Genomic DNA, 26,043 nt, shown 5'->3' on the forward strand with positions numbered 1-26,043 from the left:
AGGCACCCCTGAAAGCTTTCGGAAAGCTTGGGGCCGGATTCAAGGATTTTGCGGAAGATTGCGATGGCGGGTCAGGCGCCGGACGACAGGCACGATGATCAGCGCACGCAACGCACCGCTTCGGCGGCCGGCGAGCGGCGCGAATCCGACGATGACTGGGATGCCGAGCAGCAAGATAACAATATCGTTCCGCTCACACGGGCAGAAGCCGAGAGGCTGTTCGGTCCGGACGTGAGCAAGCCCTCGCGCGTGACCCCCTACAAGGTGGTGTTCGCGCAAGTGGTCTTGTCCCTGGTTGCAACGCTGGCGTGGTGGCTGTTTTCGAAGTCGCCGGGCGCCGCTGCGCAATCCGCGTTTCTGGGTGGAGCGATCGGCTGGGTACCAAGTGCGCTGTTCGTGGCACGACTGAAGGCAGGTGGTTCGGCCACCGTGATGAGCTGGGTGATGGGCGAAGCCCTGAAGCTCGGCCTGACGATCGGGATGTTCGCAGCAGTGGCGTTCGGCTGGGCCGGCGTGCACTGGGTGCCGTTCCTCGTCACGTACCTCGTCGTGCTGAAGACGTACTGGATCGCGCTGGCCTGGCGGTAAGCAACAAGCAGCGTGCGGTTTCGACAACGAACCGCACCGGCCCGTTCCCGCAATAGCGTGTTGCGGAACAGGCAAAACGATTTTCGACAATTTGGGTGGCATTAACGATATGGCAGCTAGCGAAGGCACGCGCGGTCCGGATCCGTCCGAGTACATTGCGCACCACTTGCAGAATTTCTCCACCTCGCATCAGACGTCGATTTTCGACATCCACGTCTGGAATCTCGACACGCTGTTCTGGTCGATCGTATGCGGCATCGTGACGATCCTCCTGCTGCGTCTGGCCGCCCGCAAGGCGACGTCGGGCGTGCCGGGCCGTTTCCAGTGCGCGATCGAGATGCTCGTCGAAATGGTCGAAGACCAGTCGAAGGCCATCGTCCACGGCAATCGCACCTTCATCGCTCCGCTCGCCCTCACGGTGTTCGTTTGGGTCGCGCTGATGAACTCGCTCGACTTCCTCCCGGTCGACCTGCCGGGCCGCGTCATCGGCCTGCTCGGTCTGTCGGACGTGATTTCCCACCATCGCATCGTCCCGACGGCCGACCTGAACGGCACGCTCGGCATCGCGCTCGGCGTGTTCGTCCTGATGATCTACTACAGCATCAAGATCAAGGGCGCGGGCGGCTTCGTGCATGAGCTGCTGTCGGCCCCGTTCGGTGCCCACCCGCTGCTGTGGATCCCGAACCTCGCGCTCAACATCGTCGAATATCTCGCGAAGACCGTCTCCCTCGGTATGCGGTTGTTCGGCAACATGTACGCGGGTGAGCTGTTGTTCCTGTTGATCGCCCTGCTCGGCAGCATGTGGAGCTTCGGTGGCGACGCAACGTTCCTCGGCTTCGTTGGTCACGTGATCGCGGGTAGCGTCTGGGCAATCTTCCACATCCTGATTGTTCTGTTGCAGGCATTCATTTTCATGATGCTGACGCTGGTGTATCTCGGCCAGGCGCACGACACGCACTAAGCGCGGCGTGCAAGAAAGAGTCTTCGTTTTAGTTTTTTAAATCTCAGTTCCAAGTCTTTTCACAAAGGAGTGATCATGCAAGCTTACATCGCCAACATCCAGGGTCTGACCGCCATCGGTATCGGCATCATCATCGGCCTGGGTGCAATCGGCGCCTGTATCGGTATCGCGCTGATGGGTGGCAAGTACATCGAAGCCTGCGCACGTCAGCCGGAACTCATCAACCCGCTGCAAACGAAGATGTTCCTGCTGGCTGGTCTGATCGACGCTGCATTCCTGATCGGCGTTGGTGTCGCAATGCTGTTCGCGTTCGCGAACCCGCTCCTGTCGAAGCTCGTCGCAGGCTAAGGTTCCTCGGAAATATGCGTCCGGCGCAAGCCGGCGCAGGGCGGAACGGAGACTTGGGGCGCTGATCGAATGCAACTCGATGAGCGCCTTACCGTTTCATTTTTCCGGAATAGCAGATAAGGAAACACCGTGAATCTCAACGCAACTCTGTTTGCGCAAATGGTCGTGTTCCTGGTCCTCGCGTGGTTCACGATGAAGTTCGTGTGGCCGCCGTTGATCAACGCCCTCGACGAACGTTCGAAGAAGATCGCCGACGGCCTCGCCGCCGCGGAGAAGGGCAAGGCGGAACTCGACGCAGCGCACAAGCGCGTGGACCAGGAACTCGCGCAGGCCCGCAACGACGGCCAGCAGCGCATCGCCGACGCTGAAAAGCGTGCGCAGGCGGTCGCCGAGGAAATCAAGGCCAACGCCCAGGCTGAAGCCGCCCGCATCGTCGCCCAGGCGAAGGCGGAAGCAGAACAGCAAATCGTGAAGGCGCGCGAAGCGCTGCGTGGCGAAGTCGCTACGCTGGCCGTGAAGGGCGCCGAGCAGATCCTGAAGCGCGAAGTCGATCAAACGGCCCACGCCCAACTGCTGAATCAACTGAAAGCCGAGCTCTGATCATGGCCGAACTTGCAACCATCGCCCGCCCTTACGCAGAAGCGCTGTTCCGCGTGGCCGAGGGCGGTGACATCGCCGCCTGGTCCACGCTCGTGCAAGAGCTGGCCCAGGTTGCGCATCTGCCGGAAGTACTGTCGGTCGCGTCGAGCCCGAAGGTGACGCGCACGCAAGTAGCCGAGCTGCTGCTTGCTGCGGTGAAGTCGCCGCTCGCGGCCGGCGCCGAAGCGAAGAACCTCGTGCAGATGCTGGTCGACAATCATCGCATCGCGCTGCTGCCGGAAATCGCCGAGCAGTTCGAGGCGCTCAAGAACGAACGTGAAGGTGCTGCCGACGCCGAGATCGTGAGCGCGTTTCCGCTGAACGGCGCGGATCTCGAAAGTCTCGTCTCGGGCCTCGAACGCAAGTTCAAGCGCAAGCTGAAACCGACGGTCGAAGTCGATTCGTCGCTGATCGGCGGCGTGCGCGTGACGGTCGGCGACGAAGTGCTCGACACCTCGGTTCGCGCGCGCCTCGCATCGATGCAGGCTGCCTTGACCGCCTGAGCGCCACGCCGGCACGCAACAGAATTGACTATCAGGAGCGAATAATGCAACTCAATCCCTCTGAGATCAGCGAGCTGATCAAGAGCCGGATCCAGGGCCTTGAAGCGAGCGCAGACGTTCGCAACCAGGGCACCGTGATCTCCGTGACCGACGGTATCGTGCGTATCCACGGCCTGTCGGACGTGATGCAGGGCGAAATGCTCGAGTTTCCGGGCAACACGTTCGGCCTCGCGCTGAACCTCGAGCGCGACTCGGTCGGCGCGGTGATTCTCGGCGAATACGAACACATCTCGGAAGGCGACGTCGTCAAGACGACGGGTCGCATTCTGGAAGTCCCGGTCGGCCCGGAACTCGTCGGCCGCGTGGTCGATGCGCTCGGCAACCCGATCGACGGCAAGGGCCCGGTCAACGCGAAGCTGACCGACGCGATCGAAAAGATCGCCCCGGGCGTGATCTGGCGCAAGTCGGTGTCGCAGCCGGTGCAGACGGGCATCAAGTCGATCGACGCGATGGTGCCGATCGGCCGTGGCCAGCGTGAGCTGATCATCGGCGACCGTCAGTGCGGCAAGACCGCGGTGGCGCTCGACGCGATCATCAACCAGAAGGGCAAGGACCTGATCTGTATCTACGTCGCGATCGGCCAGAAGGCTTCGTCGATCATGAACGTGGTTCGCAAGCTCGAAGAAACGGGCGCGATGGAATACACGATCGTCGTCGCCGCCACGGCATCGGATTCCGCAGCAATGCAGTATCTGGCACCGTACGCCGGCTGCACGATGGGCGAATACTTCCGCGACCGCGGCCAGGACGCGCTGATCATTTATGACGACTTGACCAAGCAGGCTTGGGCATACCGTCAGATCTCGCTGCTGCTGCGCCGCCCGCCGGGCCGTGAAGCGTACCCGGGCGACGTGTTCTATCTGCACTCGCGTCTGCTGGAGCGTGCGGCTCGCGTGTCGGAAGAGTACGTCGAGAAGTTCACGAACGGCGAAGTGAAGGGCAAGAGCGGTTCGCTGACGGCATTGCCGGTCATCGAAACGCAGGCAGGCGACGTGACCGCGTTCGTTCCGACGAACGTGATCTCGATTACCGACGGCCAGATCTTCCTGGAAACCGACCTGTTCAACGCAGGCATCCGCCCAGCAATCAACGCCGGCGTGTCGGTGTCGCGAGTCGGTGGCGCCGCTCAGACGAAGGTCGTGAAGAAGCTGTCGGGCGGTATCCGTACCGACCTCGCGCAGTACCGTGAACTGGCCGCATTCGCGCAGTTCGCATCCGACCTCGACGAAGCGACCCGCAAGCAGCTCGAGCGCGGCCGCCGCGTGACGGAACTGCTGAAGCAGCCGCAGTACCAGCCGCTGCAGGTGTGGGAACTGGCCGTGTCGCTGTACGCCGCGAACAACGGCTACCTCGACGACCTCGACGTGAAGCAAGTGCTGCCGTTCGAGAAGGGCCTGCGCGAAAGCCTGAAGACCAGCAACGCTGACCTCATCAAGCGCATCGAAGACACCAAGGATCTCTCGAAGGACGACGAAGGCGCACTGCGCTCGGCGATCGAATCCTTCAAGAAGTCCGGTGCCTATTGATCCGCGAGTGACACACTGAGGCCGCGCGGGTGCTGATGCGCCCGCGCCGCTTCGGTCAAGGAGCAAGCTATGGCTGGAATGAAGGAAATTCGCGGCAAGATCAAGAGCGTGCAGAACACGCGCAAGATCACGAAGGCGATGGAGATGGTGGCCGCATCGAAGATGCGCCGCGCGCAGGAACGCATGCGCGCTGCTCGTCCGTACGCGGACAAGGTCCGTGCCATCGCCGCGCACATGAGCCGTGCGAACCCGGAGTACCGCCACCCGTTCATGGTGGCGAACGACGGCACGAACACGGCCGGCATCATCCTCGTCACGACGGACAAGGGTCTGTGCGGTGGTCTGAACACCAACGTGCTGCGTGCGACGGTGCAGAAGTTCAAGGAGCTGGAAGAGAAGGGCCAGAAGGTCGAAGCCACCGCGATCGGTAGCAAGGGCCTCGGGTTCCTGAACCGCTTCGGCGCGAAGGTGATGTCGCAGGTCGTGCACCTCGGCGACACCCCGCATCTGGACAAGCTGATCGGCGCGGTGAAGACGCAGCTCGACCTGTACTCGGAAGGCAAGCTGTCGGCGGTTTATATCGCTTACACGCGCTTCGTCAACACGATGAAGCAGGAAGCCGTGATCGAGCAGCTGCTGCCGCTGTCGTCGGAGCACTTCGAGGCCGATGACGGTACGCCGGCCACGTCGTGGGACTACATCTACGAGCCGGACGCGCAGGCAGTCGTCGACGAACTGCTCGTGCGTTACGTCGAGGCGCTGGTGTACCAGGCCGTCGCGGAGAACATGGCGTCCGAGCAATCGGCGCGGATGGTCGCGATGAAGGCCGCGTCCGACAACGCGAAGACGGTGATCAGCGAATTGCAGCTCGTGTACAACAAGAGCCGTCAGGCCGCGATTACGAAAGAACTGTCGGAGATCGTCGGCGGCGCAGCCGCTGTTTAAGCGCGCGCCCGGACGACAACTGCGCCTTTGCGCGAGTAAAGAATCAGGTATTTAAAGGAAAAGCGATGAGTACTGCTGCTTTGGTAGAAGGCAAGATCGTACAGTGCATCGGCGCCGTTATCGACGTGGAATTCCCGCGCGACAGCATGCCGAAGATCTACGACGCGCTTATTCTCGATGGCTCGGAACTGACGCTCGAAGTCCAGCAGCAGCTGGGCGACGGCGTGGTCCGCACCATTTGTCTGGGTGCATCCGACGGCCTGCGCCGCGGTCTGACCGTGAAGAACACGGCAAATCCGATCTCGGTGCCGGTCGGCAAGCCGACCCTCGGCCGGATCATGGACGTGCTCGGCCGTCCGATCGACGAAGCCGGCCCGATCGTGAGCGAACACACGCGCTCGATCCACCAGAAGGCTCCGGCGTTCGACGAACTGTCGCCGTCGACCGAACTGCTCGAAACGGGTATCAAGGTCATCGACCTGATCTGCCCGTTCGCAAAGGGCGGCAAGGTTGGCCTGTTCGGCGGTGCCGGCGTGGGCAAGACCGTCAACATGATGGAGCTCATCAACAACATCGCGAAGGAACACGGCGGTTACTCCGTGTTCGCGGGCGTGGGCGAGCGTACCCGTGAAGGGAACGACTTCTACCACGAAATGAAGGACTCGAACGTTCTCGACAAGGTCGCGCTGGTGTACGGCCAGATGAACGAGCCGCCGGGCAACCGTCTGCGCGTCGCGCTGACCGGCCTGACGATGGCCGAGCACTTCCGTGACGAAGGCCTCGACGTGCTGTTCTTCGTCGACAACATCTACCGTTTCACGCTGGCCGGTACCGAAGTGTCGGCACTGCTCGGCCGTATGCCGTCGGCAGTGGGCTATCAGCCGACGCTGGCTGAAGAAATGGGCAAGCTGCAAGAGCGCATCACGTCGACCAAGAAGGGCTCGATCACGTCGGTCCAGGCCGTGTACGTCCCTGCGGACGACTTGACCGACCCGTCGCCGGCTACGACCTTCGGCCACCTTGACGCAACCGTCGTTCTGTCGCGTGACATCGCTTCGCTGGGTATCTACCCGGCGGTCGACCCGCTCGACTCGACGTCGCGCCAGATCGACCCGAACGTGATCGGTGAAGAGCACTACTCGATCACCCGTCGCGTTCAGCAGACGCTGCAGCGCTACAAGGAACTGCGCGACATCATCGCGATTCTGGGCATGGACGAACTGTCGCCGGAAGACAAGCTGTCGGTCGCGCGCGCACGTAAGATCCAGCGTTTCCTGTCGCAGCCGTTCCACGTCGCTGAAGTGTTCACGGGCTCGCCGGGCAAGTACGTGCCGCTGAAGGAAACGATCCGCGGCTTCAAGATGATCGTCGACGGCGAGTGCGACCACCTGCCGGAACAGGCGTTCTACATGGTCGGCACGATCGACGAAGCCTTCGAGAAGGCCAAGAAGATCCAGTAAAGGTCTGAGTGGTAGCAAGCTGGTGCGATCCGGCCTCGGTGCAGTGAATCGCTGTTGTCGATTTGCTTCACGGCCGGTCGCGCCGACCGCAACACGCTCAACCGCCGTGCATGGGACGGGAGTAAGCGCCGAAGCGCTAACTCCCGTCGACAGGAGTCGATATGGCAACCATCAAAGTAGACGTCGTCAGCGCGGAAGAGCAGATCTTCTCGGGCGAGGCGAAATTCGTCGCGCTGCCGGGCGAAACGGGTGAGCTGGGTATTCTGCCGGGCCACACGCCGCTGATCACGCGGATTCGTCCGGGGGCGGTGCGCATCGAAGTCGAGGGCGGCAACGACGAATTCGTGTTCGTCGCGGGCGGCATTCTCGAAGTGCAGCCGGGCGCCGTGACGGTGCTCGCCGATACCGCGATCCGCGGCAAGGACCTCGACGCGGCGAAAGCCGAGGAAGCGCGCAAGCGTGCCGAGGAAACGCTGCAGAACGCGAAGTCGGACCTCGACCTCGCGAAGGCGCAATCCGAGCTCGCGACCGCGATGGCGCAGCTCGAGGCGATCCAGCGTCTGGCGAAGATCCGCAGCCGGCACTGAGCCGCGCCGCGTATCCCGCGAAAGAAAGCAGCCTTCGGGCTGCTTTTTTTTCGCCTGTCCTTTGCGTGCCGCGGTGTTTCGTCCGGTCGTGCTATTTCATCCGTCCGCCGCGAATTGATGTCAGAGTGTCGTCAGCGGAGCGCGTCATCATCCGCAGTCAGGCCGCCCGCCGCGAGTGTGGCGACGGAGGCGGGCGCAGCAAGCGCACGCGGGCCGATCGGACAAAAAAGACGGAGACATTCATGGCAGCAGACCTTGGCGTGGGGGCGCTGATCGCGCCCGAAAACGGACTGTCGTACGTGCGCGGCGCGACCGACGTGCCGCTATCCGAAGCGACGATCGGCCGGTTCCTGCGCGATACCGCCGGCCGCTTTCCCGAACGCCCGGCGGTCGTGTTCCGCGAGCAGCAGGTGCGCTGGACCTGGCGCGAATTCGCGGACGAGGTCGACGTGCTCGCGGCCGGCCTCGCCGCGCTCGGGATCGTGAAGGGCGACTGCGTCGGCATCTGGTCGCCGAACCGCAGCGAATGGCTGCTCACGCAGTTCGCGACCGCGCGTATCGGCGCGATACTCGTCAACATCAATCCGGCCTACCGGCTGTCGGAACTCGAATACGCGCTGAACAAGGTCGGCTGCAAGGCCGTGATCGCGGCCGAGCGCTTCAAGTCGTCGGCGTATGTCGAGATGCTGCAGACCATCGCGCCGGAGCTCGCGGCCGCGACGCCGGGCGACCTGCATGCGGCACGCGTGCCGAGCCTGCGCACGGTCGTGTCGATGGGCGACGTCGCGCCGGCCGGCATGTTCCGCTTCGCGGACGTGATGACGCGCGGCCGCCAGGCCGTCGACCCCGCGCTGCTCGATGCGATCGGCGCGACGCTCGAGTCCACCGACGCGATCAACATCCAGTTCACGAGCGGCACGACGGGCAGCCCGAAGGGCGCGACGCTCACGCACCGCAACGTCGTCAACAACGCGCGCTCGATCGCGATGGCAATGCGCTTCACCGAGGAGGATTCGCTTTGCATTCCCGTGCCGCTGTATCACTGCTTCGGGATGGTGCTCGCGGTACTCGCGTGCGTATCGAAGGGCGCGGCGATGGTGTTCCCGGGTGAAGCATTCGACCCGGTCGCGACGCTCGCGGCCGTGGCCGACGAACGCTGCACCGCGCTGCACGGCGTGCCGACGATGTTCATCGCGGAGCTCGATCATCCCGAGTTCCCGACATTCGACCTGTCGACGCTGCGCACGGGGATCATGGCCGGCTCGCCGTGCCCGATCGAGACGATGAAGCGCGTCGTGTCGCAGATGCACCTGTCGGAGATCACGATCGCATACGGGATGACGGAGACGAGCCCGGTGTCGTTCCAGAGCTCGACCGACGATCCGCTCGAGAAACGCACGACGACGGTCGGGCGCATCCAGCCGCATCTCGAAGTGAAGATCGTCGATCCGAGCGGCGACATCGTGCCGGTCGGCGCGACGGGCGAGCTGTGCACGAAGGGCTACTCGGTGATGCTCGGCTACTGGGACGACGACACGAAGACGCGCGAGGTGCTGGTCGACGGCTGGATGCATACGGGCGACCTCGCGACGCTCGACGCGGACGGCTACTGCAACATCGTCGGCCGGCTGAAGGACATGGTGATTCGCGGCGGCGAGAACGTCTATCCGCGCGAGATCGAGGAATTCCTGTTTCGGCATCCGAAGATCCAGAGTGCGCAGGTGTTCGGCGTGCCCGATACGAAATACGGCGAGGAGCTGTGCGCGTGGATCGTGCTGCGCGCGGACGAGCAGATGACCGAGGACGACGTGCGCGCGTTCTGCAACGGGCAGATCGCGCACTACAAGATTCCGCGCTATATCCGCTTCGTCGACGAGCTGCCGATGACGGTGACGGGCAAGGTGCAGAAATTCGTGATGCGCGACCGGATGATCGAGGAACTGAAGCTCGACGTGCAGAAGACCGCGTAAGTTGGCCCGGCGGCGGGAAAAACGCGCGGCCAGCGGGCCGTTGCGTTTTCGATGGACGAAAAAAAGCGGGCTTATTAGCCCGCTAAAAACCACACGCTACGGGGTTAGCGCGAGGAGACCAAAGATGAAACCGAGTCCGGCGGGGGGCCGGAAACGACTCCAACAGGGATGCCCCTGGGAAGGGCTTCGGTACGTGACCGACTGGCTCGCAGCGCTTCGCGTCCGCTCACACTTGGCACACGAGACCGCATCCGTGTTGAAACCGTTGAGGCCATTGTGGGCGAATTACCGACCCATCGCGGTAACAAAGTGTTTCAGGTTGTAACGCCCGCCAGATAAGGCTTTCCGGGATTTTTTGCTGTTTTTGGGGTCCTGAAAAAGGTCATTTTTACCCATATTTTCCGCACCGTTTTCATCATATGCATACGGCGCGTTTTTCACGCGTATCGGGCGCGATGAATTGCCGATTTACACGTGAGAAAACGCACCGCGCGGCAGATACCGCGGATGACGATTCATTCGTCAGAAAGATTTTGAAACGTGATCGGGATGTGTGGAAGTCGGCCGTTTGGCCGATTCGGGTGATTTCGCGCGGCAGCGGTTCGCCAGGGCAAGGTGGCGATGTGTAACTGCGGCAGGCCGGCTGCCGCCGCGCAGCGATTTCAGCGGGCAGCGGCCACGGGGTCGGTGCCCGTCATCGGCCGCCGCAAACATGCGCGCTTACTTCAGCCACTTGTCCGAAATCGCCTGGTATTCGCCGGTCGACAGAGCGAGATGCAGCCACTGGTCGACGTACTGCTGGAACGCGACATCGCCGCGCGGCACCATGTACGCCTTCTCGCCGAACTGGAACGGTTTGTCCGGATGGACCGAGCACAGCCCCGGATTCAGTTTTTGCTGCAGCTGCGTCTCGGACGCATCCGTCACCATCACGTCCGCCTTGCCCGCGAGGATCTGCTTGAAGATCGTCACGTTGTCCGGATAGACGGTCAGGTTCGCGTGCGTGAAGTACTGCTTCGCGAAACGTTCGTTGGTGCCGCCCGGGTTCACGATCACGCGTGTTTCGGGCCGGTCGATCTGCGCGACGGTCTGGTATTTGTCGGCGTCCGCGCAGCGCACTATCGGCGTCTTGCCGTCGACGACATACGGCTGCGTGAAGAACACGCGCTTCTGGCGCTCGAGCGTCGTCGATACGCCGCCCACCGCGACGTCGCATTTCGCGACGAAATCGCCGGTCAGGTTCGACCAGCTCGTCTTCACGTAGTCGGCCTTCACGCCGAGCGACTTCGCGAGCGATTCGGCCATGTCGATGTCGATGCCCTCGAAGCGGCCGTCCGCGCGGTAGTACGAATACGGCTTGTAGTCGCCCGTCGTGCAGACGCGCAGCGTGCCGCGTGCGAGCACGTCGTCGAGCCGCGAGCCGGTGCCCGGGGCGGCGGGGGCGCTGCCCGCGCCGGTCTGCGCGTGCGCGGCGGCGCAGCAGAGCAATGCGGCCGCGGCGAGCGTGGCGAATGTCTTCATCGGTCTCCTCCTTCGTTCGGTTCGATATGAGCGTCCGATCATAACGGAGCCATCGCGCGCGTCATATGGCCGCCATCGCATCGGCATGCGCAGCCTGACGCCGGCTGTCCGGTAAAATGCCGCTTTGCCTTCGCATCGTCGCTCCTACCGTGGCCCATAACCTGCTCAACGACACCTTCCTGCGTGCGCTTCTGCGCGAGCCGACCGACTACACGCCGATCTGGCTGATGCGCCAGGCCGGCCGCTACCTGCCCGAATACAATGCGACGCGCGCGCGCGCCGGCAGCTTCCTCGGCCTCGCGAAGAATCCCGACTACGCGACCGAGGTGACGCTGCAGCCGCTCGAGCGTTTCCCGCTCGACGCCGCGATCCTGTTCTCGGACATCCTGACGATTCCGGACGCGATGGGGCTCGGCCTCGACTTCCAGGTCGGCGAAGGGCCGAAGTTCGCGCATCCGGTGCGTACCGAGGCCGACGTCGCGAAGCTCGCGGTGCCGGACATCGAAGCCACGCTCGGCTACGTGACCGGCGCCGTGCGCGAGATCCGCCGCGCGCTGACCGACGGCCAGGGCCGCCAGCGCGTGCCGCTGATCGGCTTCTCGGGCAGCCCGTGGACGCTCGCGTGCTACATGGTCGAAGGCGGCGGGTCGGACGATTTCCGCACGGTGAAATCGATGGCGTATTCGCGCCCCGACCTGATGCACCGGATCCTCGACGTGAACGCGCAGGCGGTGGCCGCGTACCTGAACGCGCAGATCGAAGCGGGCGCGCAGGCCGTGATGATTTTCGACACGTGGGGCGGCGCGCTGGCGGACGGCGCGTACCAGCGCTTTTCGCTGGACTACATCCGTCGCGTGGTCGCGCAGCTCAAGCGCGAGCACGACGGCGAGCGCGTGCCGGTGATCACGTTCACGAAGGGCGGCGGGCTGTGGCTCGAGGAGATCGCGGCGACCGGTGTCGACGCGGTCGGGCTCGACTGGACGGTCAACCTCGGCGCCGCGCGCGAGCGCGTCGCGGGGCGCGTCGCGCTGCAGGGCAACCTCGACCCGACGATCCTGTTTGCGCCGCCGGCCGCGGTGCGCGAACAGGCGCGCGCCGTGCTCGACAGCTACGGCAACCACCCGGGCCACGTATTCAACCTCGGGCACGGCATCTCGCAATTCACGTCGCCCGATCACGTCGCCGAACTCGTCGACGAGGTACATAACCACAGCCGCGCGATCCGTAGCGGAGCCGCCGGCTGAACGCAAGCGCTGTCATGCTGCACTGCGGGGTGACAGCGTTTCGCTGCCGGCGCTAAACAGGGCGCAACCCCGTACCGGTTGCCGATTCGTTGCTTGTCAAGACTTGACTTATGCACATTTTCCACGTTGCAGCGCGGTAGAGCCCCGTGTCGGTCAAATTGTCTCGCTATGGTTTGGTAATTTGAATAGCAGCCTTATGGAATAAGGCTCCGCGGGGCACCGCCGCAAACGGCGGAAAACCGTGGAAAACACGGCCCGGCGCGCGTTGCGGCCATTGAGCGGCGAGTTCTCAACAAAGTTATCCACAGGCTGGGCAGGGTATACGGCGATTCCTAATGCGAATCCAAAACTTAGCGCCGAATCTGAAGTTTTACTTTAAGTTCGCTGCCGCGATGCGGGCGCGGGTGCAAGCCGCCCATGCGGCACGTACCGCCGCCGGGGCGCCGTGATGAACGGCACCTACCTGCGCGTCGCGCTCGACCATCCGCTCGCGACCCTGTTCGACTACCGCTGCGATGCGCAACCGGCACCCGTGCCCGGCACGCTCGTGCAGGTGCCGTTCGGCAAGCGGCAGGCCGTCGGGCTCGTCTGCGAAGTGACGACTCACACCGACGTGCCGCCGTCCCGGCTGCGCGCGATCGACGCGATCTGCACCGACTTGCCGCCGCTGTCGGCGGACTGGCTCGCGCTCGTGTCGTTCGCCGCCGACTACTATCAGCGCGGGCGCGGCGAGGTCGCGTTGCCGGCGCTACCGCAGGCGCTGCGCGACGCCGGACGGTGGGGGCGGCTGCTGGCGCCCGAGGTGCGCTACCTGCCGACGGAAGCCGGTCGTGCGGCACTGCCCGATGCGTTGCCCGCACGCGGGGCCGCGCTGCGGCGGCTCGCGCAGGCGCTCGTCGACACCGGCTCGCTGGGACTGCCCGACGCGCGCGCGCTGCATCCGAAGGCGGCCGCGACGCTCGATGACTGGGCGGCGCGCGGTTGGGTCGACGTCGAGGAGATCGGCTGGAACGACGCGCCTGTGCCCAAAGCTGTGGATAACCTGTCGACAACCGGTGGACGAGCTGTGCCGCCGGCGCTTACCGACCAGCAGGCCGAGGCGCTCGACGCGATCCGCGCCGCGCAGGGTTTCGCGCCGTTCCTGCTGCACGGCGTGACAGGCAGCGGCAAGACCGAGGTCTATCTGCATGCGCTCGCGTCGCTGCTCGACGCGCGGCCGGACGCGCAGGCGCTCGTGCTCGTCCCCGAAATCAACCTGACGCCGCAGTTCGAGGCCGCGTTTCGCGCGCGCTTCGCGGGTGCGCTCGCAGACGACGCGATCGTCACGCTGCACAGCGGGCTCGCCGAGGGCGAGCGCGCGCGCAACTGGCTCGCCGCGCACACGGGCCGCGCGCGGATCGTGCTCGGCACGCGCCTCGCGGTGCTCGCGTCGATGCCGACACTCGCGCTGATCGTCGTCGACGAGGAGCACGAGCCCGCGTACAAGCAGCAGGAAGGGCTGCGCTACTCGGCGCGCGATCTCGCCGTGTGGCGCGCGAAGCAGCTCGGCATCACGGTCGTGCTGGGCTCGGCAACGCCGTCGCTCGAAACCTGGTGGCAGGCCGAGCAGGGCCGCTACACGCGGCTCACGCTGTCGCGCCGCGCGGTGGCCGACGCGACGCTGCCGACCGTGCGGCTGATCGATCTCGAAGAGGAGCGGCGGCGCGGGCGCGCGTCGATGGGCGGGCTGTCGGGGCCGCTCGTCGCGGCGCTGAAGGCGCGGCTCGAACGCGGCGAACAGAGCCTCGTGTTCCTGAACCGGCGCGGCTACGCGCCGCAACTCGCGTGCGACGCCTGCGGCTGGGTCGCGGGCTGCCCGCGCTGCAGCGCGTACGTCGTGCTGCACAAGCCCGAGCATGCGCTGCGCTGCCACCACTGCGGTTGGGAGGCGCGCATTCCGCGCTCGTGCCCCGAGTGCGGCAACGTCGACATCGCGCCGCTTGGGCGCGGCACGCAGCGGATCGAGGAGGCGCTCTCCGAGGCTGTGCCGGGCGCGCGCGTGCTGCGGATCGACGCGGACAGCACGCGCCGCAAGGGCAGCGCGCAGGCGCTCTTTTCCGACGTGCACGCGGGCGAGGTCGACATCCTCGTCGGCACGCAGATGATCGCGAAGGGGCACGACTTCCAGCGCGTGTCGCTGGTCGGCGTGCTCAATGCCGACACCGCGCTGTTCTCGCACGACTTCCGTGCGAGCGAACGGCTGTTCGCGCAGCTGATGCAGGTGAGCGGCCGCGCGGGCCGCGCCGGGCTGCCGGGCGAGGTGATGGTGCAGACGCGCTACCCGCGTCACGCGCTGTACCACGCGCTCGGGCGGCAGGATTACGTCGGCTTCGCGAATTCGACGCTCGGCGAGCGCCGCGACGCGCACCTGCCGCCGTTCGTCTATCAGGCGCTGCTGCGCGCCGAAGGGCGCACGCTCGACGCGGCGCTCGCGTTCCTGCTGCAGGCCGCGGCCGCGTTGCCGGGGCTGCCGGGCGCCGATCGCGTGACCGTGTACGACGCGGTGCCGATGACGATCGTCAAGGTCGCGAACGTCCACCGCGCGCAGCTGCTGCTCGAAAGCGCATCGCGGGCGGCGCTGCAGCATGCGCTGCGCGCATGGCAGCCGGAGCTGCGTGCACTGAAGGGCGTGCTGCGATGGAGCGTCGAAGTCGATCCGCTGGATATCTGAGCGGCGCCCCGCGCAGCCGTCGCGCGGGGCGCCGCCGCGTTGAAGCCCTGGCCGCCGGGCCCTTCCGAATTGTCTCTCGTCGCGCGCTCATATCAGGCGACTCACTCGCCGCCACACCCAGTGCAACCCGTTTTCGTCCGCTGCCGTGCGCGCCGGAGGTTGCACGCGCATGTCGAATCGGTTCGATCAGGGAAAACACCGATCCCCGGACCGCGGGCAACTCCTAGGTTGCAACCTTCTAAGTGGCTGATTATATTGGCTAACCAAGGGGTGCAACCCGCATCTCAATTTGGTTGCACCTTTTTATTGCGTGCCGTAGGATTTCGCGCATCCTCTCACACCACATTGCCGGGCTCGCACCGGCGCACGAACCCACCATGGCAAGCACGACTCTCGGCGTCAAAGTCGACGACATTCTCCGCTCGCGCCTCAAGGACGCAGCCGCGCGTCTGGAGCGCACTCCCCACTGGCTGATCAAGCAGGCGATCTTCGCGTATCTCGAGCGGATCGAGCACGGCCAGCTGCCGCCCGAGCTGTCGGGCCACAGCGGCGTCACGGAGCTCGCCGACGGTCAGGCTGCGGACGGCGACGACGACAACTCGCCGCATCCGTTCCTCGAGTTCGCGCAGAACGTGCAGCCGCAATCGGTGCTGCGCGCGGCGATCACGGCCGCGTACCGCCGCCCCGAGCCGGAATGCGTGCCGTTCCTGCTCGGCCAGGCGCGCCTGCCCGCGAACCTGCAGGCGGACGCGCAGGCGCTGGCGACGAAGCTCGTCGAGACGCTGCGCGAGAAGAGCTCGGGCGGCGGCGTCGAAGGGCTGATCCACGAGTTCTCGCTGTCGAGCCAGGAGGGCGTCGCGCTGATGTGCCTCGCCGAAGCGCTGCTGCGCATTCCCGATCGCGCGACGCGCGATGCGCTGATCCGCGACAAGATCAGCAAGGGCGACTGGCGCTCGCACGTCGGCCACGCGCCGTCGCTGTTCGTCAACGCGGCGACCTGGGGGCTGATGATCACCGGCAAGCTCGTGACGACCAACAGCGAAGCGGGCCTGTCGTCGGCGCTCACGCGCCTGATCGGCCGTGGCGGCGAGCCGCTGATCCGCAAGGGCGTCGACATGGCGATGCGCCTGATGGGCGAGCAGTTCGTCACCGGCGAGACGATCTCCGAAGCGCTGGCCAACAGCCGCAAGTACGAAGCGCGCGGCTTCCGCTACTCGTACGACATGCTCGGCGAAGCGGCGACGACCGAAGAGGACGCGCAGCGCTACTACGCGTCGTACGAGCAGGCGATCCACGCGATCGGCAAGGCGGCCGGCGGCCGCGGCATCTACGAAGGCCCGGGCATCTCGATCAAGCTGTCGGCGCTGCACGCGCGCTATTCGCGCTCGCAGCAGGACCGCACGATGAGCGAGCTGCTGCCGCGCGTGCGCGCGCTCGCGCTGCTCGCGCGCCGCTACGACATCGGCCTGAACATCGACGCGGAAGAAGCCGACCGGCTCGAACTGTCGCTCGACCTGCTCGAGGCGCTGTGCTTCGATCCGGATCTCGCGGGCTGGAACGGCATCGGCTTCGTCGTGCAGGGTTACCAGAAGCGCTGCCCGTTCGTGATCGACTACCTGATCGATCTCGCGCGCCGCAGCCGTCACCGCCTGATGATCCGTCTCGTGAAGGGCGCGTACTGGGATAGCGAGATCAAGCGTGCGCAGGTCGACGGCCTCGAAGGCTATCCGGTCTATACGCGCAAGATCTACACCGACGTGTCGTACCTCGCGTGCGCGAAGAAGCTGCTCGCGGCGCCCGACGCCGTCTACCCGCAGTTCGCGACGCACAACGCATACACGCTGGCCGCGATCTACCAGCTCGCGGGCCAGAACTACTACCCGGGCCAGTACGAATTCCAGTGCCTGCACGGGATGGGCGAGCCGCTGTACGAGGAAGTCACGGGCCGCGACAAGCTGAACCGTCCGTGCCGCGTGTACGCACCGGTCGGCACGCACGAGACGCTGCTCGCGTACCTGGTGCGCCGCCTGCTCGAGAACGGCGCGAACACGTCGTTCGTGAACCGCATCGCCGATAAAACCGTGTCGGTGAAGGAGCTGGTCGCCGATCCGGTCGACGAAGCGATGAAGGTCGTGCCGCTCGGCGCGCCACACGCGAAGATTCCGCTGCCGCGCAACCTGTACGGCGACGAGCGTCCCAACTCGATGGGCCTCGACCTGTCGAACGAACACCGTCTCGCGTCGCTGTCGTCCGCGCTGCTCGCGAGCGCGCATTTCCCGTGGCGCGCGGCGCCGATGCTCGCCGACGACGCGCTCGCCGACGCACCGGCCCGCGACGTGCGCAACCCGGCCGACCAGCGCGACACGGTCGGCACGGTCAGCGAAGCGACGGCCGAACACGTGAGCGCGGCGCTCGCGCACGCAGTGGCCGCCGCGCCGATCTGGCAGGCGACGCCGGTCGATGCGCGCGCCGATTGCCTCGTGCGCGCGGCCGACCTGCTCGAAGCGCAGATGCATACGCTGATGGGCCTGATCGTGCGCGAAGCCGGCAAGTCGCTGCCGAACGCGATCGCCGAGATCCGCGAAGCGGTCGACTTCCTGCGCTACTACGCCGCGCAGATCCGCGACGAATTCTCGAACGACACGCACCGCCCGCTCGGCCCCGTGGTCTGCATCAGCCCGTGGAACTTCCCGCTCGCGATCTTCATGGGCCAGGTGGCGGCAGCCTTGGCAGCCGGCAACACGGTGCTCGCGAAGCCGGCGGAACAGACGCCGCTGATCGCCGCGCAAGCCGTGCGCCTGCTGCGCGAGGCCGGCGTGCCGGCCGGCGCGGTGCAGTTGCTGCCGGGCACCGGCGAGACCGTCGGCGCGGCGCTGGTCGCCGATCCGCGCACGCGCGCGGTGATGTTCACCGGCTCGACCGAAGTCGCGCGCCTGATCAACAAGACGCTGTCCGCGCGCCTCGACCCGGACGGCAAGCCGATTCCGCTGATCGCGGAAACGGGCGGCCAGAACGCGATGATCGTCGACTCGTCGGCGCTCGCGGAGCAGGTCGTCGCGGACGTGATGCAGTCGTCGTTCGACTCGGCCGGCCAACGGTGTTCGGCGCTGCGCGTTCTGTGTCTGCAGGACGATGTCGCGGACCGCACGCTGACGATGCTGAAGGGCGCGATGCACGAGCTGGCGCTGGGCAACCCGGACCGTCTGTCGACCGACGTCGGCCCGGTGATCGACGGCGAAGCGAAGCAGACGATCGACACGCACGTCGCGGCGATGAAGGACAAGGGTCACGCGGTCACGCAACTGCCGGCGCCCGATGCGTGCGCGCACGGCACGTTCGTGCCGCCGACGCTGATCGAGATCGGCAGCATCGACGAGCTCAAGCGTGAAGTGTTCGGCCCCGTGCTGCACGTCGTGCGCTACCGCCGCAACCAGCTCGACAAGCTGCTCGAGCAGATCCGCGCGACGGGTTACGGCCTGACGCTCGGCATCCACACGCGGATCGACGAGACGATCGCGCACGTGATCTCGAACGCGCACGTCGGCAACATCTACGTGAACCGCAACGTGATCGGCGCGGTGGTCGGCGTGCAGCCGTTCGGCGGAGAAGGGCTGTCGGGCACGGGCCCGAAGGCCGGCGGCGCGCTGTACCTGCAGCGCCTGCTCGCGACGCGTCCGTCGGGCCTGCCGCGCTCGCTCGCGCAGACGCTGGTGGCGGACGGCGCGGTCGAAGGCGACGCGCGCGGCAACCCGGCGGCGGCGCTGACCACGCTGCGCGACTGGCTGATCGAGCAGCGCGAACCGGCGCTGGCCGCGCGTTGCGACGGTTATCTCGCGCAGGTGCCGGCCGGCGCGACCGCGGTGCTGACCGGCCCGACGGGCGAGCGAAACACGTATACACTCGGCCCGCGCGGCACGGTGCTGTGTGTCGCTGCAACGCCGGGCGGCGCGCGCGCGCAGTTCGCGGCGGTGCTCGCGACCGGCAACCGCGCATTGTTCGCCGGCGCGGCCGGCGAGGCGCTCGTCGCCGCGCTGCCGGCGTCGCTGAAGCCGCACGCGGCCGTGCGCAAGCAGGCCGACGCGGCGTTCGACGCGGTGCTGTTCGAAGGCGACAGCGACGAACTGCAGACGCTCGTGAAGGACGTCGCGCAGCGGCCGGGCCCGATCGTGTCGGTGCAGGGCGTGTCGGTGGGCGCGTTCGAGAACGGCGACGCGGAAGACTACGCGCTGGAGCGGCTGCTGACCGAGCGCTCGGTCAGCGTGAATACGGCCGCGGCGGGCGGCAATGCGAATTTGATGACGATCGGCTGATCATCCTTGCCGTTCGGATCAAACAAAGAAGCGGCAAGGCGATCCCGAAGCCGCTTCATTTACCCTGGTACCAAGGAGATGCTATGCAACACACGATGAAAAAGGTGGCAGGCGCGACGTTCGTCGCGGTCATGTCGCTGGCGGGGACGGCCCATGCGGATGACGTGAAGATCGGTTACGCAGGGCCGATGACGGGCGCGCAGGCGCACTACGGCAAGGATATGCAGAACGGGATCGTGCTCGCGCTGGAAGACTTCAACGCGACGAACCCGAAGATCGGCGGCAAGCCCGTGAAGTTCGTGCTCAGCACGCAGGACGACCAGGCCGACCCGCGCACGGGCACGACGGTGGCGCAGAAGCTCGTCGACGACGGCATCAAGGGCATGCTCGGCCACTTCAACTCGGGCACGACCATCCCGGCTTCGCGCATCTACGCGAACGCGGGCATTCCGGAAATCGCGATGGCGACGGCACCGGAATACACGCAGCAAGGCTACAAGACGACCTTCCGCATGATGACGTCCGACACGCAGCAGGGCTCGGTGGCCGGCACGTTCGCGTCGAAGGATCTCGGCATGAAGAAGATCGCGATCGTCGACGACCGCACGGCCTACGGCCAGGGTCTCGCCGACCAGTTCGAGAAGGCCGCGAAGGCCGGCGGCGCGACGATCGTCGACCGCGAATTCACGAACGACAAGGCGGTCGACTTCAAGGCGATCCTGACCAAGCTGAAGGCGGCGAAGCCGGACCTCGTCTACTACGGCGGCGCGGATTCGCAGGCAGCGCCGATGGTCAAGCAGATGAAGGCGCTCGGCATGACGGCACCGCTGATGAGCGGCGAAATGGTGAAGACGCCGACGTTCCTGAAGATCGCGGGCAACGCGTCGGAAGGCACGATCGCTTCGCTGGCCGGTCTCCCGCTCGAAGAGATGCCTGGCGGCAAGGCCTACGCCGACAAGTACAAGAAGCGCTTCGGCGAAGAAGTGCAGACCTACTCGCCGTACGCATACGACGGCGCGATGGCGATGCTCAACGCGATGAAGAAGGCCGATTCGACCGATCCGGCGAAGTACCTGCCGGTGCTCGCGAAGAGCGACATGGCGGGCGTTACGTCGACGCACGTCGCGTATGACGCGAAGGGCGACCTGAAGAACGGCGGCATCACGATGTACAAGGTCGAGAAGGGCGAGTGGAAGCCGCTGAAGAGCATCGGCGGCAAGTAAGCAGCCTGTGACTCGCGGGCGGCGGCGCGCGTCGCTGCCCGGCCGATCATGCGAAAAAGCCACCGGGCCGTCGGGCCTGGTGGCTTTTTTCATGGGGCGTGAGCGGGCGCTACTCCTTGCGCACGCGCAGCAGGAATTTCTGCAGCTTGCCGGTCGGCGTGCGCGGCAGCGCCTGCGCGAACGCGAACTCGCGCGGAATCTTGTACGCGGCGAGCCGCTCGCCACAGAACGCGCGCAGCGCGTCCGCGTCGGGCGCCGTGCCCGCGCGCATCACGACGTGCGCGACGACCGTCTCGCCCCAGTCCGGATGCGGGACGCCGACGACGGCCGCCTCGGCGATGTCCGGATGCGCGCCGAGCACGTCCTCCACTTCCTTCGAATAGACGTTTTCGCCGCCCGTCACGATCATGTCCTTCAGCCGGTCGACGATGAACAGGTAGCCATCCTGATCGATTCGCGCGACGTCGCCGGTGCGATACCAGCCGCCCAGTGCGAACGCGGCGCGCGTCGCGGCCGCGTCGTCGAGATAACCGAGCATCATGCTGTCGGCCTTCAGCCAGATCTCGCCGGTCTCGCCCGGCTGCGCATCGATGCCGTCCATCCGCACGACGCGCAGGTCGACGCCCGGGCCGCCGTGGCGGCCGATCGAACCGGCCTTCGCGATCTGCTCGTCCGGATACAGCGTCGTGCCGGCCGGCCCCGTTTCGGTCATCCCGTACACGTGGAAGAACGCGTCGCTGCGATACGCGCGTGCGAGCCGTTCGGCCTGCGCGGCGCCGATCGGCAGCGTGTACGACACCGGCGCGCCGAAATAGAGCGTCACGCGCTCGCGCTCGACGGTCTGCAGGAAGCGCAACGGATGGTATTCGCGCAGCAGCACGACGGTGCCGCCCGCGACCAGCGTGCCGCCGAACCAGTTGTTGAGCGGCGACGAATGCCAGATCGGCATCGCCATCAGCGTGCGCTCGTTGCGGCCGATGCCGGTCGCGAGCGCCGCCGACATCGCCGCGAGCGTCACGGTGCGGTGGCTGTGCACGCAGCCTTTCGGGCGGCCGGTCGTGCCGGACGTATAGAGGATCTGCGCGATGTCGCCGTCGGCCGGTTCGATGCCCGCGACGCCGTCCATCGTCGCGCACATCGTGTCGAAGCACGGCACGCCGTCGAGTTCGCCTTCGGTCACCAGCCGCCGCGCGGGATGAACGATGCGTTCGACCACCGGCGCGAGCGCCACGTCGAACAGGAGCGCCTTGCTGCGGCTGTGTTCGAGCACGTAGTCGACTTCCGGCGCCTGCAGCTTATGGTTGACCGGCACGAACGTCGCGCCGAGCCGCCACGCGCCGAACATCAGGTCGACGAAGGCCGGCGTGTTGAAGCACATCGCGGCGACGCGGTCGCCGGCCGCGATGCCGAGCGCGCTCAGCACGGCCGCCGCGCGGTGCGAGCGCTCGCGCGCGGCGGCATAGGTGATCGTCGCGGATTCGCTGACGAGGAACGGCTTGTCGGGCGTCGCGCGGGCGGCGCGGTCGAGGGCGGCGACGAGGTTCATCGTGGCTCCGGCGGGGCGAACGAAGGCGAACTCAGGCGAGCGAACCGGCGTCAGGCCGGATACGCGCGCTGCAGCAGCGCGGCGACGTCGAGCGCGTGCGGATCGAAGCCGCCCGCGATGCGGCCCCAGTCGGGCGCGGCGAGCCGCGTCGCGACGAACGCGTCGGCGACGGCCGCCGGCGCATCGCGGCGCAGCAGGCACGCCTGCGCGACGAGCGCGAGCCGCTGCGCGAACACGCGGCCCGACGCTTCGAGCGTGTCGGCACGCGCGGTGAGCATCGCGCGCAGCGCGTCGAGCGCCGTGCGGATGCGCGGTTCGCCCGCGCCGAGGTCGGCGAGTTCGGCGAACAGCGCGGCGGCCGAGTCGGGCTCGCGCGACACCGCACGCAGCACGTCGAGGCACATCACGTTGCCCGAGCCTTCCCAGATCGAGTTGACGGGCGCCTCGCGGAACAGCCGCGCGATCGGGCCGTCGTCGACGTAGCCGTTGCCGCCGAAGACTTCCATCACCTCGCCGGTCAGCTCGACCGCGCGCTTGCAGACCCAGAATTTCGCGGCGGGCGTGACGATGCGCTTCCACGCGCGTTCGCGCGGCGAGTCGTCGCGCTCGAACGCGTCGGCAAGGCGCATCGCGAGTACGAGCGCGGCTTCGCTTTCGAGCGCGAGATCGGCGAGCACGGTGCGCATCAGCGGCTGTTCGGCGAGCGCGCGGCCGAACGCGTGGCGCTGGCGCGTGTACGCGATCGCCTGCACGACGCCCTGGCGCAGCATCGCCGCGCTGCCGAGCACGCAATTCAGCCGCGTGTAGGTGGCCATCTCGATGATGGTCGGAATGCCGCGGCCTTCGTCGCCGAGCATGATCCCCCACGCGTCGTTCAGCTCGATCTCGCTGCTCGAGTTGCTGCGGTTGCCGACCTTGTTCTTCAGCCGCTGGATCTCGACCGCGTTCTTCGTGCCGTCCGGCCGCCAGCGCGGCACGTAGAAGCACGACGGGCTGCCGCCTTCGGTGTGCGCGACGACGAGGTGCGCATCGCACATCGGCGCGGAGAAGAACCACTTGTGGCCGCGCAGCAGGTATTCGCCGCCGCGCCCGCCCGCGCCGACGGGCGTGGCGAGCGTCGTGTTCGCGCGCACGTCGGAGCCGCCCTGTTTCTCGGTCATCCCCATGCCGAACCAGATCGAGCGCTTGTCGGCGACCGGCACGTCGCGCGGATCGTAGTCGTCGCTGTAGAGCTTGTCGCGCAGCAGGTTCCACAGCGCGGGCTCCTTCTGCAGCACGGGAATCGCGGCCTGCGTCATCGTCGCCGGGCACAGCGTGCCGGCCTCGATCTGGCCGTGCAGGTAGAAGCCGGCCGCGGTCGCGGCCCAGCGGCCGCGGCGTGTGTCGCGGAACGCGAGCGATACGAAGCCTTCGTGGCGGTACTGGCCGAGCAGCGCGTGCCACGCCGGGTGGAAATCGACGCGGTCGATGCGCCGGCCGCGCCGGTCGAACGCGTTCAGTTCCGGCGGATGCTGGTTCGCTTCGTCGGCGAGTTGCGCGGTGTCGGCGCTGCCGAGCCGCGCGCCGTACGCGTCGAGCTGCGGCATGGCCCAGTCGGCGCCGGCGCGGGCGAGCGCGTCGCGCAGCGCGACGTCCGTCGCGAAGAGGTTATAGTCGACCAGTTCGTCGAACTGGTTCGTGACGGCGTGAGTCGATTCGGTCATCGAGGTTGTCTCCGGTCTCATGCTTCGCGGGCGGCCGGCGTCATGCAACACGGATGGCGCTGCGGCGCTGGTTCCGGCTCCCGGTAAACGCATTCCCTGCTGAATTCCAGAGTAGCAAATATGCCGCCGCGACATGTTCAGGTTCCGGCGCCGCCCGGCCAGCCGGCGGCGCAACCCGCGCCCGCGTTGCGCCGCCGGCCGCGCCAGTCGCGCGCGCAGGCGAGCTCCGACGCGCTGCAGCAGGCGTTCGTTCGGCTTTTGCTTGAACGCGGCTACGCAAAAGCGACGATCCGCGAGATCGCGGCCGTCGCGGGCGTGAGCATCGGCACCTTTTACGAGTATTTCGGCGACAAGCAGAGCCTCGCGGCGCTCTGCATCCACCGGTATGTGCTGGCGATGGCCGACCGGCTGCGCGATGCGGCGGAGCGGCTGCGCGGCGCGCCGCGGGCGGAACTCGCCGTGGCGCTCGTCGACCTGCAGGTCGACGCGATCGGCGCCGACGCCGCGCTGTGGAGCGCGTTCTTCGCGCTGGAGCGGCAGGTGTCGCCGCTCGCCGCATACCGCCGGCATTACGACGCATATGTCGCGCTGTGGCGCGACGCGCTCGCGCACGCGGCCGATCCGCCGCCGGCCGCGCGGCTCGACGGGCTCGCGCGGATGGCGCATGCGGTCTGCTACGGCGGCCTCTCGCAGGCATTGCTGACGCTCGGGCCCGCGCTCGACTTCGCCGCGCTGCGCGGCGAGCTGCGGGCCGTGCTGCTCGCGTATCTGGCGGCGGCGAGCGCGTAGCATCCCCTACGGGTAATGCCTGATTCGCATATCAAGCCGGCAGTTCAGCCTTGCTGCTGCGTGCTTCACACCGTAAGCCATGAGAAAAATGCATGGCCGCCATGACGAACTTTCGATTGTCCGCCGATATTGGCTGGGGCTAAATCATGCGGCAGATGCAGGGCCGCGCGTGTCGCGCGGGCCAGCCCGAAGGACATCAGAAGGAGGAGTCATGCGAAGCGCCACCGCGCCCCGTTCGAAACTGCCCGACGTCGGCACGACGATCTTCACGGTGATCGGCCAGCTTGCCGCGCAACACGATGCGTTGAACCTGTCGCAGGGCGCGCCGAATTTCGCGCCCGATCCGGCGCTCGTCGAAGGCGTCGCGCGCGCGATGCGCGACGGGCACAACCAGTACTCGCCGATGGCCGGCGTGATGGCGCTGCGCGAGCGGCTCGCCGAGAAGACCGAGGCGCTGTACGGCACGCGCTACGACCCGGCGACCGAGATCACGGTGATCGCGAGCGCGAGCGAAGGGCTGTACGCGGCGATCAGCGCGCTCGTGCATCCGGGCGACGAGGTGATCTATTTCGAGCCGTCGTTCGACAGCTATGCGCCGATCGTGCGGCTGCAGGGCGCGACGCCGGTCGCGATCAAGCTGTCGCCCGAGCATTTCCGCGTGAACTGGGACGAGGTGGCCGCGGCGATCACGCCGCGCACGCGGATGATCATCGTGAACACGCCGCACAACCCGACCGCGACCGTGTTCTCGGCCGACGATCTCGAGCGGCTCGCGCAGCTCACGCGCGACACCGGCATCGTGATCCTGTCCGACGAGGTCTACGAGCACGTCGTGTTCGACGGCGCACTGCACCAGAGCGTGGCGCGCCACCGCGAGCTGGCCGAGCGCAGCGTGATCGTGTCGTCGTTCGGCAAGTCGTTCCACGTGACCGGCTGGCGGGTCGGTCATTGCCTGGCGCCCGCCGAACTGATGGACGAGATCCGCAAGGTGCACCAGTTCATGGTGTTCGCGGCCGACACGCCGATGCAGGTCGCGTTCGCGGAGATCCTCGCGCGGCCGGACAGCTATCTCGGCCTGTCGGCGTTCTACCAGGCCAAGCGCGACCTGCTCGCGCGCGAGCTGGCCGATTCGCGTTTCGAGCTGCTGCCGAGCGAAGGCTCGTTCTTCATGCTCGCGCGCTTCCGGCACTTCTCGGACGAAAGCGACAGCGATTTCGTGCTGCGCCTGATCCGCGACGCGCGCGTCGCGACGATTCCGCTGTCGGCGTTCTATACCGACGGCACCGACGCCGGTGTGATCCGGCTCAGTTTTTCGAAGGACGACGCGACGCTGGTCGAAGGCGCGCGGCGGCTGCGTTCGCTGTAAGCAAGGAAACCGGCGACGAGGACGTCGCATCGACCAGACCAAGG

At 66.6% G+C, this 26,043-nt stretch carries 19 protein-coding genes; 16 read left to right on the forward strand and 3 right to left on the reverse strand.

Going from position 1 to position 26,043, the window contains the following annotated elements; genetic code table 11:
* The first annotated feature begins 63 nt into the window (after positions 1-63).
* The 10 genes from ACNQQL_RS15210 to ACNQQL_RS15255 all read left to right on the forward strand — a co-directional run bounded on the left by ACNQQL_RS15210 (position 64) and on the right by ACNQQL_RS15255 (position 9,587).
* A complete protein-coding gene (locus tag ACNQQL_RS15210) occupies positions 64-588 on the forward strand; it encodes an ATP synthase subunit I (RefSeq protein ID WP_072442667.1) in 525 nt (174 codons plus the stop codon).
* Between the two features lie 109 nt (positions 589-697).
* Positions 698-1,549: a F0F1 ATP synthase subunit A gene (gene atpB / locus ACNQQL_RS15215; RefSeq protein WP_034183834.1), complete on the forward strand. Its 852-nt coding sequence runs from the start codon at positions 698-700 to the stop codon at positions 1,547-1,549.
* A 75-nt stretch (positions 1,550-1,624) separates the two neighbouring features.
* The gene (gene atpE / locus ACNQQL_RS15220) at positions 1,625-1,897 is read left to right on the forward strand and encodes a F0F1 ATP synthase subunit C (protein WP_021160442.1); all 273 of its coding nucleotides are present in this window, start codon (positions 1,625-1,627) and stop codon (positions 1,895-1,897) included.
* Between the two features lie 129 nt (positions 1,898-2,026).
* A complete protein-coding gene (locus ACNQQL_RS15225) occupies positions 2,027-2,497 on the forward strand; it encodes a F0F1 ATP synthase subunit B (protein ID WP_021160443.1) in 471 nt (156 codons plus the stop codon).
* A gap of 2 nt (positions 2,498-2,499) precedes the next feature.
* Positions 2,500-3,039: a F0F1 ATP synthase subunit delta gene (locus tag ACNQQL_RS15230; protein WP_006751768.1), complete on the forward strand. Its 540-nt coding sequence runs from the start codon at positions 2,500-2,502 to the stop codon at positions 3,037-3,039.
* A 44-nt stretch (positions 3,040-3,083) separates the two neighbouring features.
* Positions 3,084-4,625: a F0F1 ATP synthase subunit alpha gene (gene atpA, locus ACNQQL_RS15235; RefSeq protein ID WP_034183836.1), complete on the forward strand. Its 1,542-nt coding sequence runs from the start codon at positions 3,084-3,086 to the stop codon at positions 4,623-4,625.
* Positions 4,626-4,694: 69 nt separating this feature from the next.
* A complete protein-coding gene (gene atpG, locus ACNQQL_RS15240; protein ID WP_034183837.1) occupies positions 4,695-5,570 on the forward strand; it encodes a F0F1 ATP synthase subunit gamma in 876 nt (291 codons plus the stop codon).
* Positions 5,571-5,635: 65 nt separating this feature from the next.
* Positions 5,636-7,030, forward strand: coding sequence for a F0F1 ATP synthase subunit beta (gene atpD / locus ACNQQL_RS15245; RefSeq protein ID WP_034183838.1), 1,395 nt, complete (start codon positions 5,636-5,638; stop codon positions 7,028-7,030).
* 161 nt (positions 7,031-7,191) lie between these two features.
* Complete coding sequence (locus tag ACNQQL_RS15250) at positions 7,192-7,617, forward strand: F0F1 ATP synthase subunit epsilon (RefSeq protein WP_006477288.1); 426 nt, start codon at positions 7,192-7,194, stop codon at positions 7,615-7,617.
* 242 nt (positions 7,618-7,859) lie between these two features.
* A complete protein-coding gene (locus ACNQQL_RS15255) occupies positions 7,860-9,587 on the forward strand; it encodes an AMP-binding protein (RefSeq protein WP_347064583.1) in 1,728 nt (575 codons plus the stop codon).
* Positions 9,588-10,307: 720 nt separating this feature from the next.
* Here ACNQQL_RS15255 and ACNQQL_RS15260 read toward each other — a convergent pair.
* Positions 10,308-11,108 carry a transporter substrate-binding domain-containing protein gene (locus ACNQQL_RS15260; RefSeq protein ID WP_347064584.1) on the reverse strand — a complete coding sequence of 267 codons (801 nt, stop codon included), beginning with the start codon at positions 11,106-11,108 and terminating at the stop codon, positions 10,308-10,310.
* Positions 11,109-11,257: 149 nt separating this feature from the next.
* Here ACNQQL_RS15260 and hemE point away from each other — a divergent pair, with 149 nt between their 5' ends.
* The 4 genes from hemE (at position 11,258) to ACNQQL_RS15280 (ending at position 20,595) form a co-directional block, all read left to right on the forward strand.
* Positions 11,258-12,352 (forward strand): uroporphyrinogen decarboxylase, encoded by a 1,095-nt coding sequence (gene hemE / locus ACNQQL_RS15265; protein ID WP_231944009.1) that lies wholly within the window; start codon positions 11,258-11,260, stop codon positions 12,350-12,352.
* Positions 12,353-12,800: 448 nt separating this feature from the next.
* Positions 12,801-15,062, forward strand: a complete 2,262-nt coding sequence (locus ACNQQL_RS15270; RefSeq protein WP_204425291.1) for a primosomal protein N' — start codon at positions 12,801-12,803, stop codon at positions 15,060-15,062.
* 377 nt (positions 15,063-15,439) lie between these two features.
* On the forward strand, positions 15,440-19,372 hold the full coding sequence (gene putA, locus ACNQQL_RS15275) for a trifunctional transcriptional regulator/proline dehydrogenase/L-glutamate gamma-semialdehyde dehydrogenase (protein WP_347064585.1): 3,933 nt from the start codon (positions 15,440-15,442) through the stop codon (positions 19,370-19,372).
* Between the two features lie 83 nt (positions 19,373-19,455).
* On the forward strand, positions 19,456-20,595 hold the full coding sequence (locus ACNQQL_RS15280) for a branched-chain amino acid ABC transporter substrate-binding protein (protein ID WP_072442678.1): 1,140 nt from the start codon (positions 19,456-19,458) through the stop codon (positions 20,593-20,595).
* Positions 20,596-20,704: 109 nt separating this feature from the next.
* On the opposite strand, the gene ACNQQL_RS15285 is transcribed toward ACNQQL_RS15280, so the two are convergent.
* Both ACNQQL_RS15285 and ACNQQL_RS15290 read right to left on the reverse strand, forming a co-directional pair.
* Positions 20,705-22,141, reverse strand: a complete 1,437-nt coding sequence (locus tag ACNQQL_RS15285; protein ID WP_347064586.1) for a class I adenylate-forming enzyme family protein — start codon at positions 22,139-22,141, stop codon at positions 20,705-20,707.
* Between the two features lie 50 nt (positions 22,142-22,191).
* Positions 22,192-23,844, reverse strand: a complete 1,653-nt coding sequence (locus tag ACNQQL_RS15290) for an acyl-CoA dehydrogenase family protein (protein WP_347064587.1) — start codon at positions 23,842-23,844, stop codon at positions 22,192-22,194.
* A 120-nt stretch (positions 23,845-23,964) separates the two neighbouring features.
* Between ACNQQL_RS15290 and ACNQQL_RS15295 the strand changes: the two genes are divergently transcribed.
* Complete coding sequence (locus ACNQQL_RS15295; protein WP_347064588.1) at positions 23,965-24,633, forward strand: TetR/AcrR family transcriptional regulator; 669 nt, start codon at positions 23,965-23,967, stop codon at positions 24,631-24,633.
* A gap of 211 nt (positions 24,634-24,844) precedes the next feature.
* Positions 24,845-25,999 carry a pyridoxal phosphate-dependent aminotransferase gene (locus tag ACNQQL_RS15300; RefSeq protein WP_347064589.1) on the forward strand — a complete coding sequence of 385 codons (1,155 nt, stop codon included), beginning with the start codon at positions 24,845-24,847 and terminating at the stop codon, positions 25,997-25,999.
* The last annotated feature ends 44 nt before the right edge of the window (positions 26,000-26,043 follow it).

Origin of the sequence: Burkholderia sp. LFS061, from assembly GCF_047978125.1 — a bacterium.
Taxonomy (GTDB): domain Bacteria; phylum Pseudomonadota; class Gammaproteobacteria; order Burkholderiales; family Burkholderiaceae; genus Burkholderia; species Burkholderia pyrrocinia_C.

What these genes read in the sequence shown, in the direction of transcription:
- ACNQQL_RS15210 (WP_072442667.1), top strand. Translation starts at nt 64, where the DNA reads ATGGCGGGTCAGGCGCCGGACGACAGGCACGATGATCAGCGCACGCAA.
- atpB (WP_034183834.1), top strand. Translation starts at nt 698, where the DNA reads ATGGCAGCTAGCGAAGGCACGCGCGGTCCGGATCCGTCCGAGTACATT.
- atpE (WP_021160442.1), top strand. Translation starts at nt 1,625, where the DNA reads ATGCAAGCTTACATCGCCAACATCCAGGGTCTGACCGCCATCGGTATC.
- ACNQQL_RS15230 (WP_006751768.1), top strand. Translation starts at nt 2,500, where the DNA reads ATGGCCGAACTTGCAACCATCGCCCGCCCTTACGCAGAAGCGCTGTTC.
- atpA (WP_034183836.1), top strand. Translation starts at nt 3,084, where the DNA reads ATGCAACTCAATCCCTCTGAGATCAGCGAGCTGATCAAGAGCCGGATC.
- atpG (WP_034183837.1), top strand. Translation starts at nt 4,695, where the DNA reads ATGGCTGGAATGAAGGAAATTCGCGGCAAGATCAAGAGCGTGCAGAAC.
- atpD (WP_034183838.1), top strand. Translation starts at nt 5,636, where the DNA reads ATGAGTACTGCTGCTTTGGTAGAAGGCAAGATCGTACAGTGCATCGGC.
- ACNQQL_RS15250 (WP_006477288.1), top strand. Translation starts at nt 7,192, where the DNA reads ATGGCAACCATCAAAGTAGACGTCGTCAGCGCGGAAGAGCAGATCTTC.
- ACNQQL_RS15255 (WP_347064583.1), top strand. Translation starts at nt 7,860, where the DNA reads ATGGCAGCAGACCTTGGCGTGGGGGCGCTGATCGCGCCCGAAAACGGA.
- ACNQQL_RS15260 (WP_347064584.1), bottom strand. Translation starts at nt 11,108, where the DNA reads ATGAAGACATTCGCCACGCTCGCCGCGGCCGCATTGCTCTGCTGCGCC.
- ACNQQL_RS15270 (WP_204425291.1), top strand. Translation starts at nt 12,801, where the DNA reads ATGAACGGCACCTACCTGCGCGTCGCGCTCGACCATCCGCTCGCGACC.
- putA (WP_347064585.1), top strand. Translation starts at nt 15,440, where the DNA reads ATGGCAAGCACGACTCTCGGCGTCAAAGTCGACGACATTCTCCGCTCG.
- ACNQQL_RS15280 (WP_072442678.1), top strand. Translation starts at nt 19,456, where the DNA reads ATGCAACACACGATGAAAAAGGTGGCAGGCGCGACGTTCGTCGCGGTC.
- ACNQQL_RS15285 (WP_347064586.1), bottom strand. Translation starts at nt 22,141, where the DNA reads ATGAACCTCGTCGCCGCCCTCGACCGCGCCGCCCGCGCGACGCCCGAC.
- ACNQQL_RS15290 (WP_347064587.1), bottom strand. Translation starts at nt 23,844, where the DNA reads ATGACCGAATCGACTCACGCCGTCACGAACCAGTTCGACGAACTGGTC.
- ACNQQL_RS15295 (WP_347064588.1), top strand. Translation starts at nt 23,965, where the DNA reads ATGCCGCCGCGACATGTTCAGGTTCCGGCGCCGCCCGGCCAGCCGGCG.
- ACNQQL_RS15300 (WP_347064589.1), top strand. Translation starts at nt 24,845, where the DNA reads ATGCGAAGCGCCACCGCGCCCCGTTCGAAACTGCCCGACGTCGGCACG.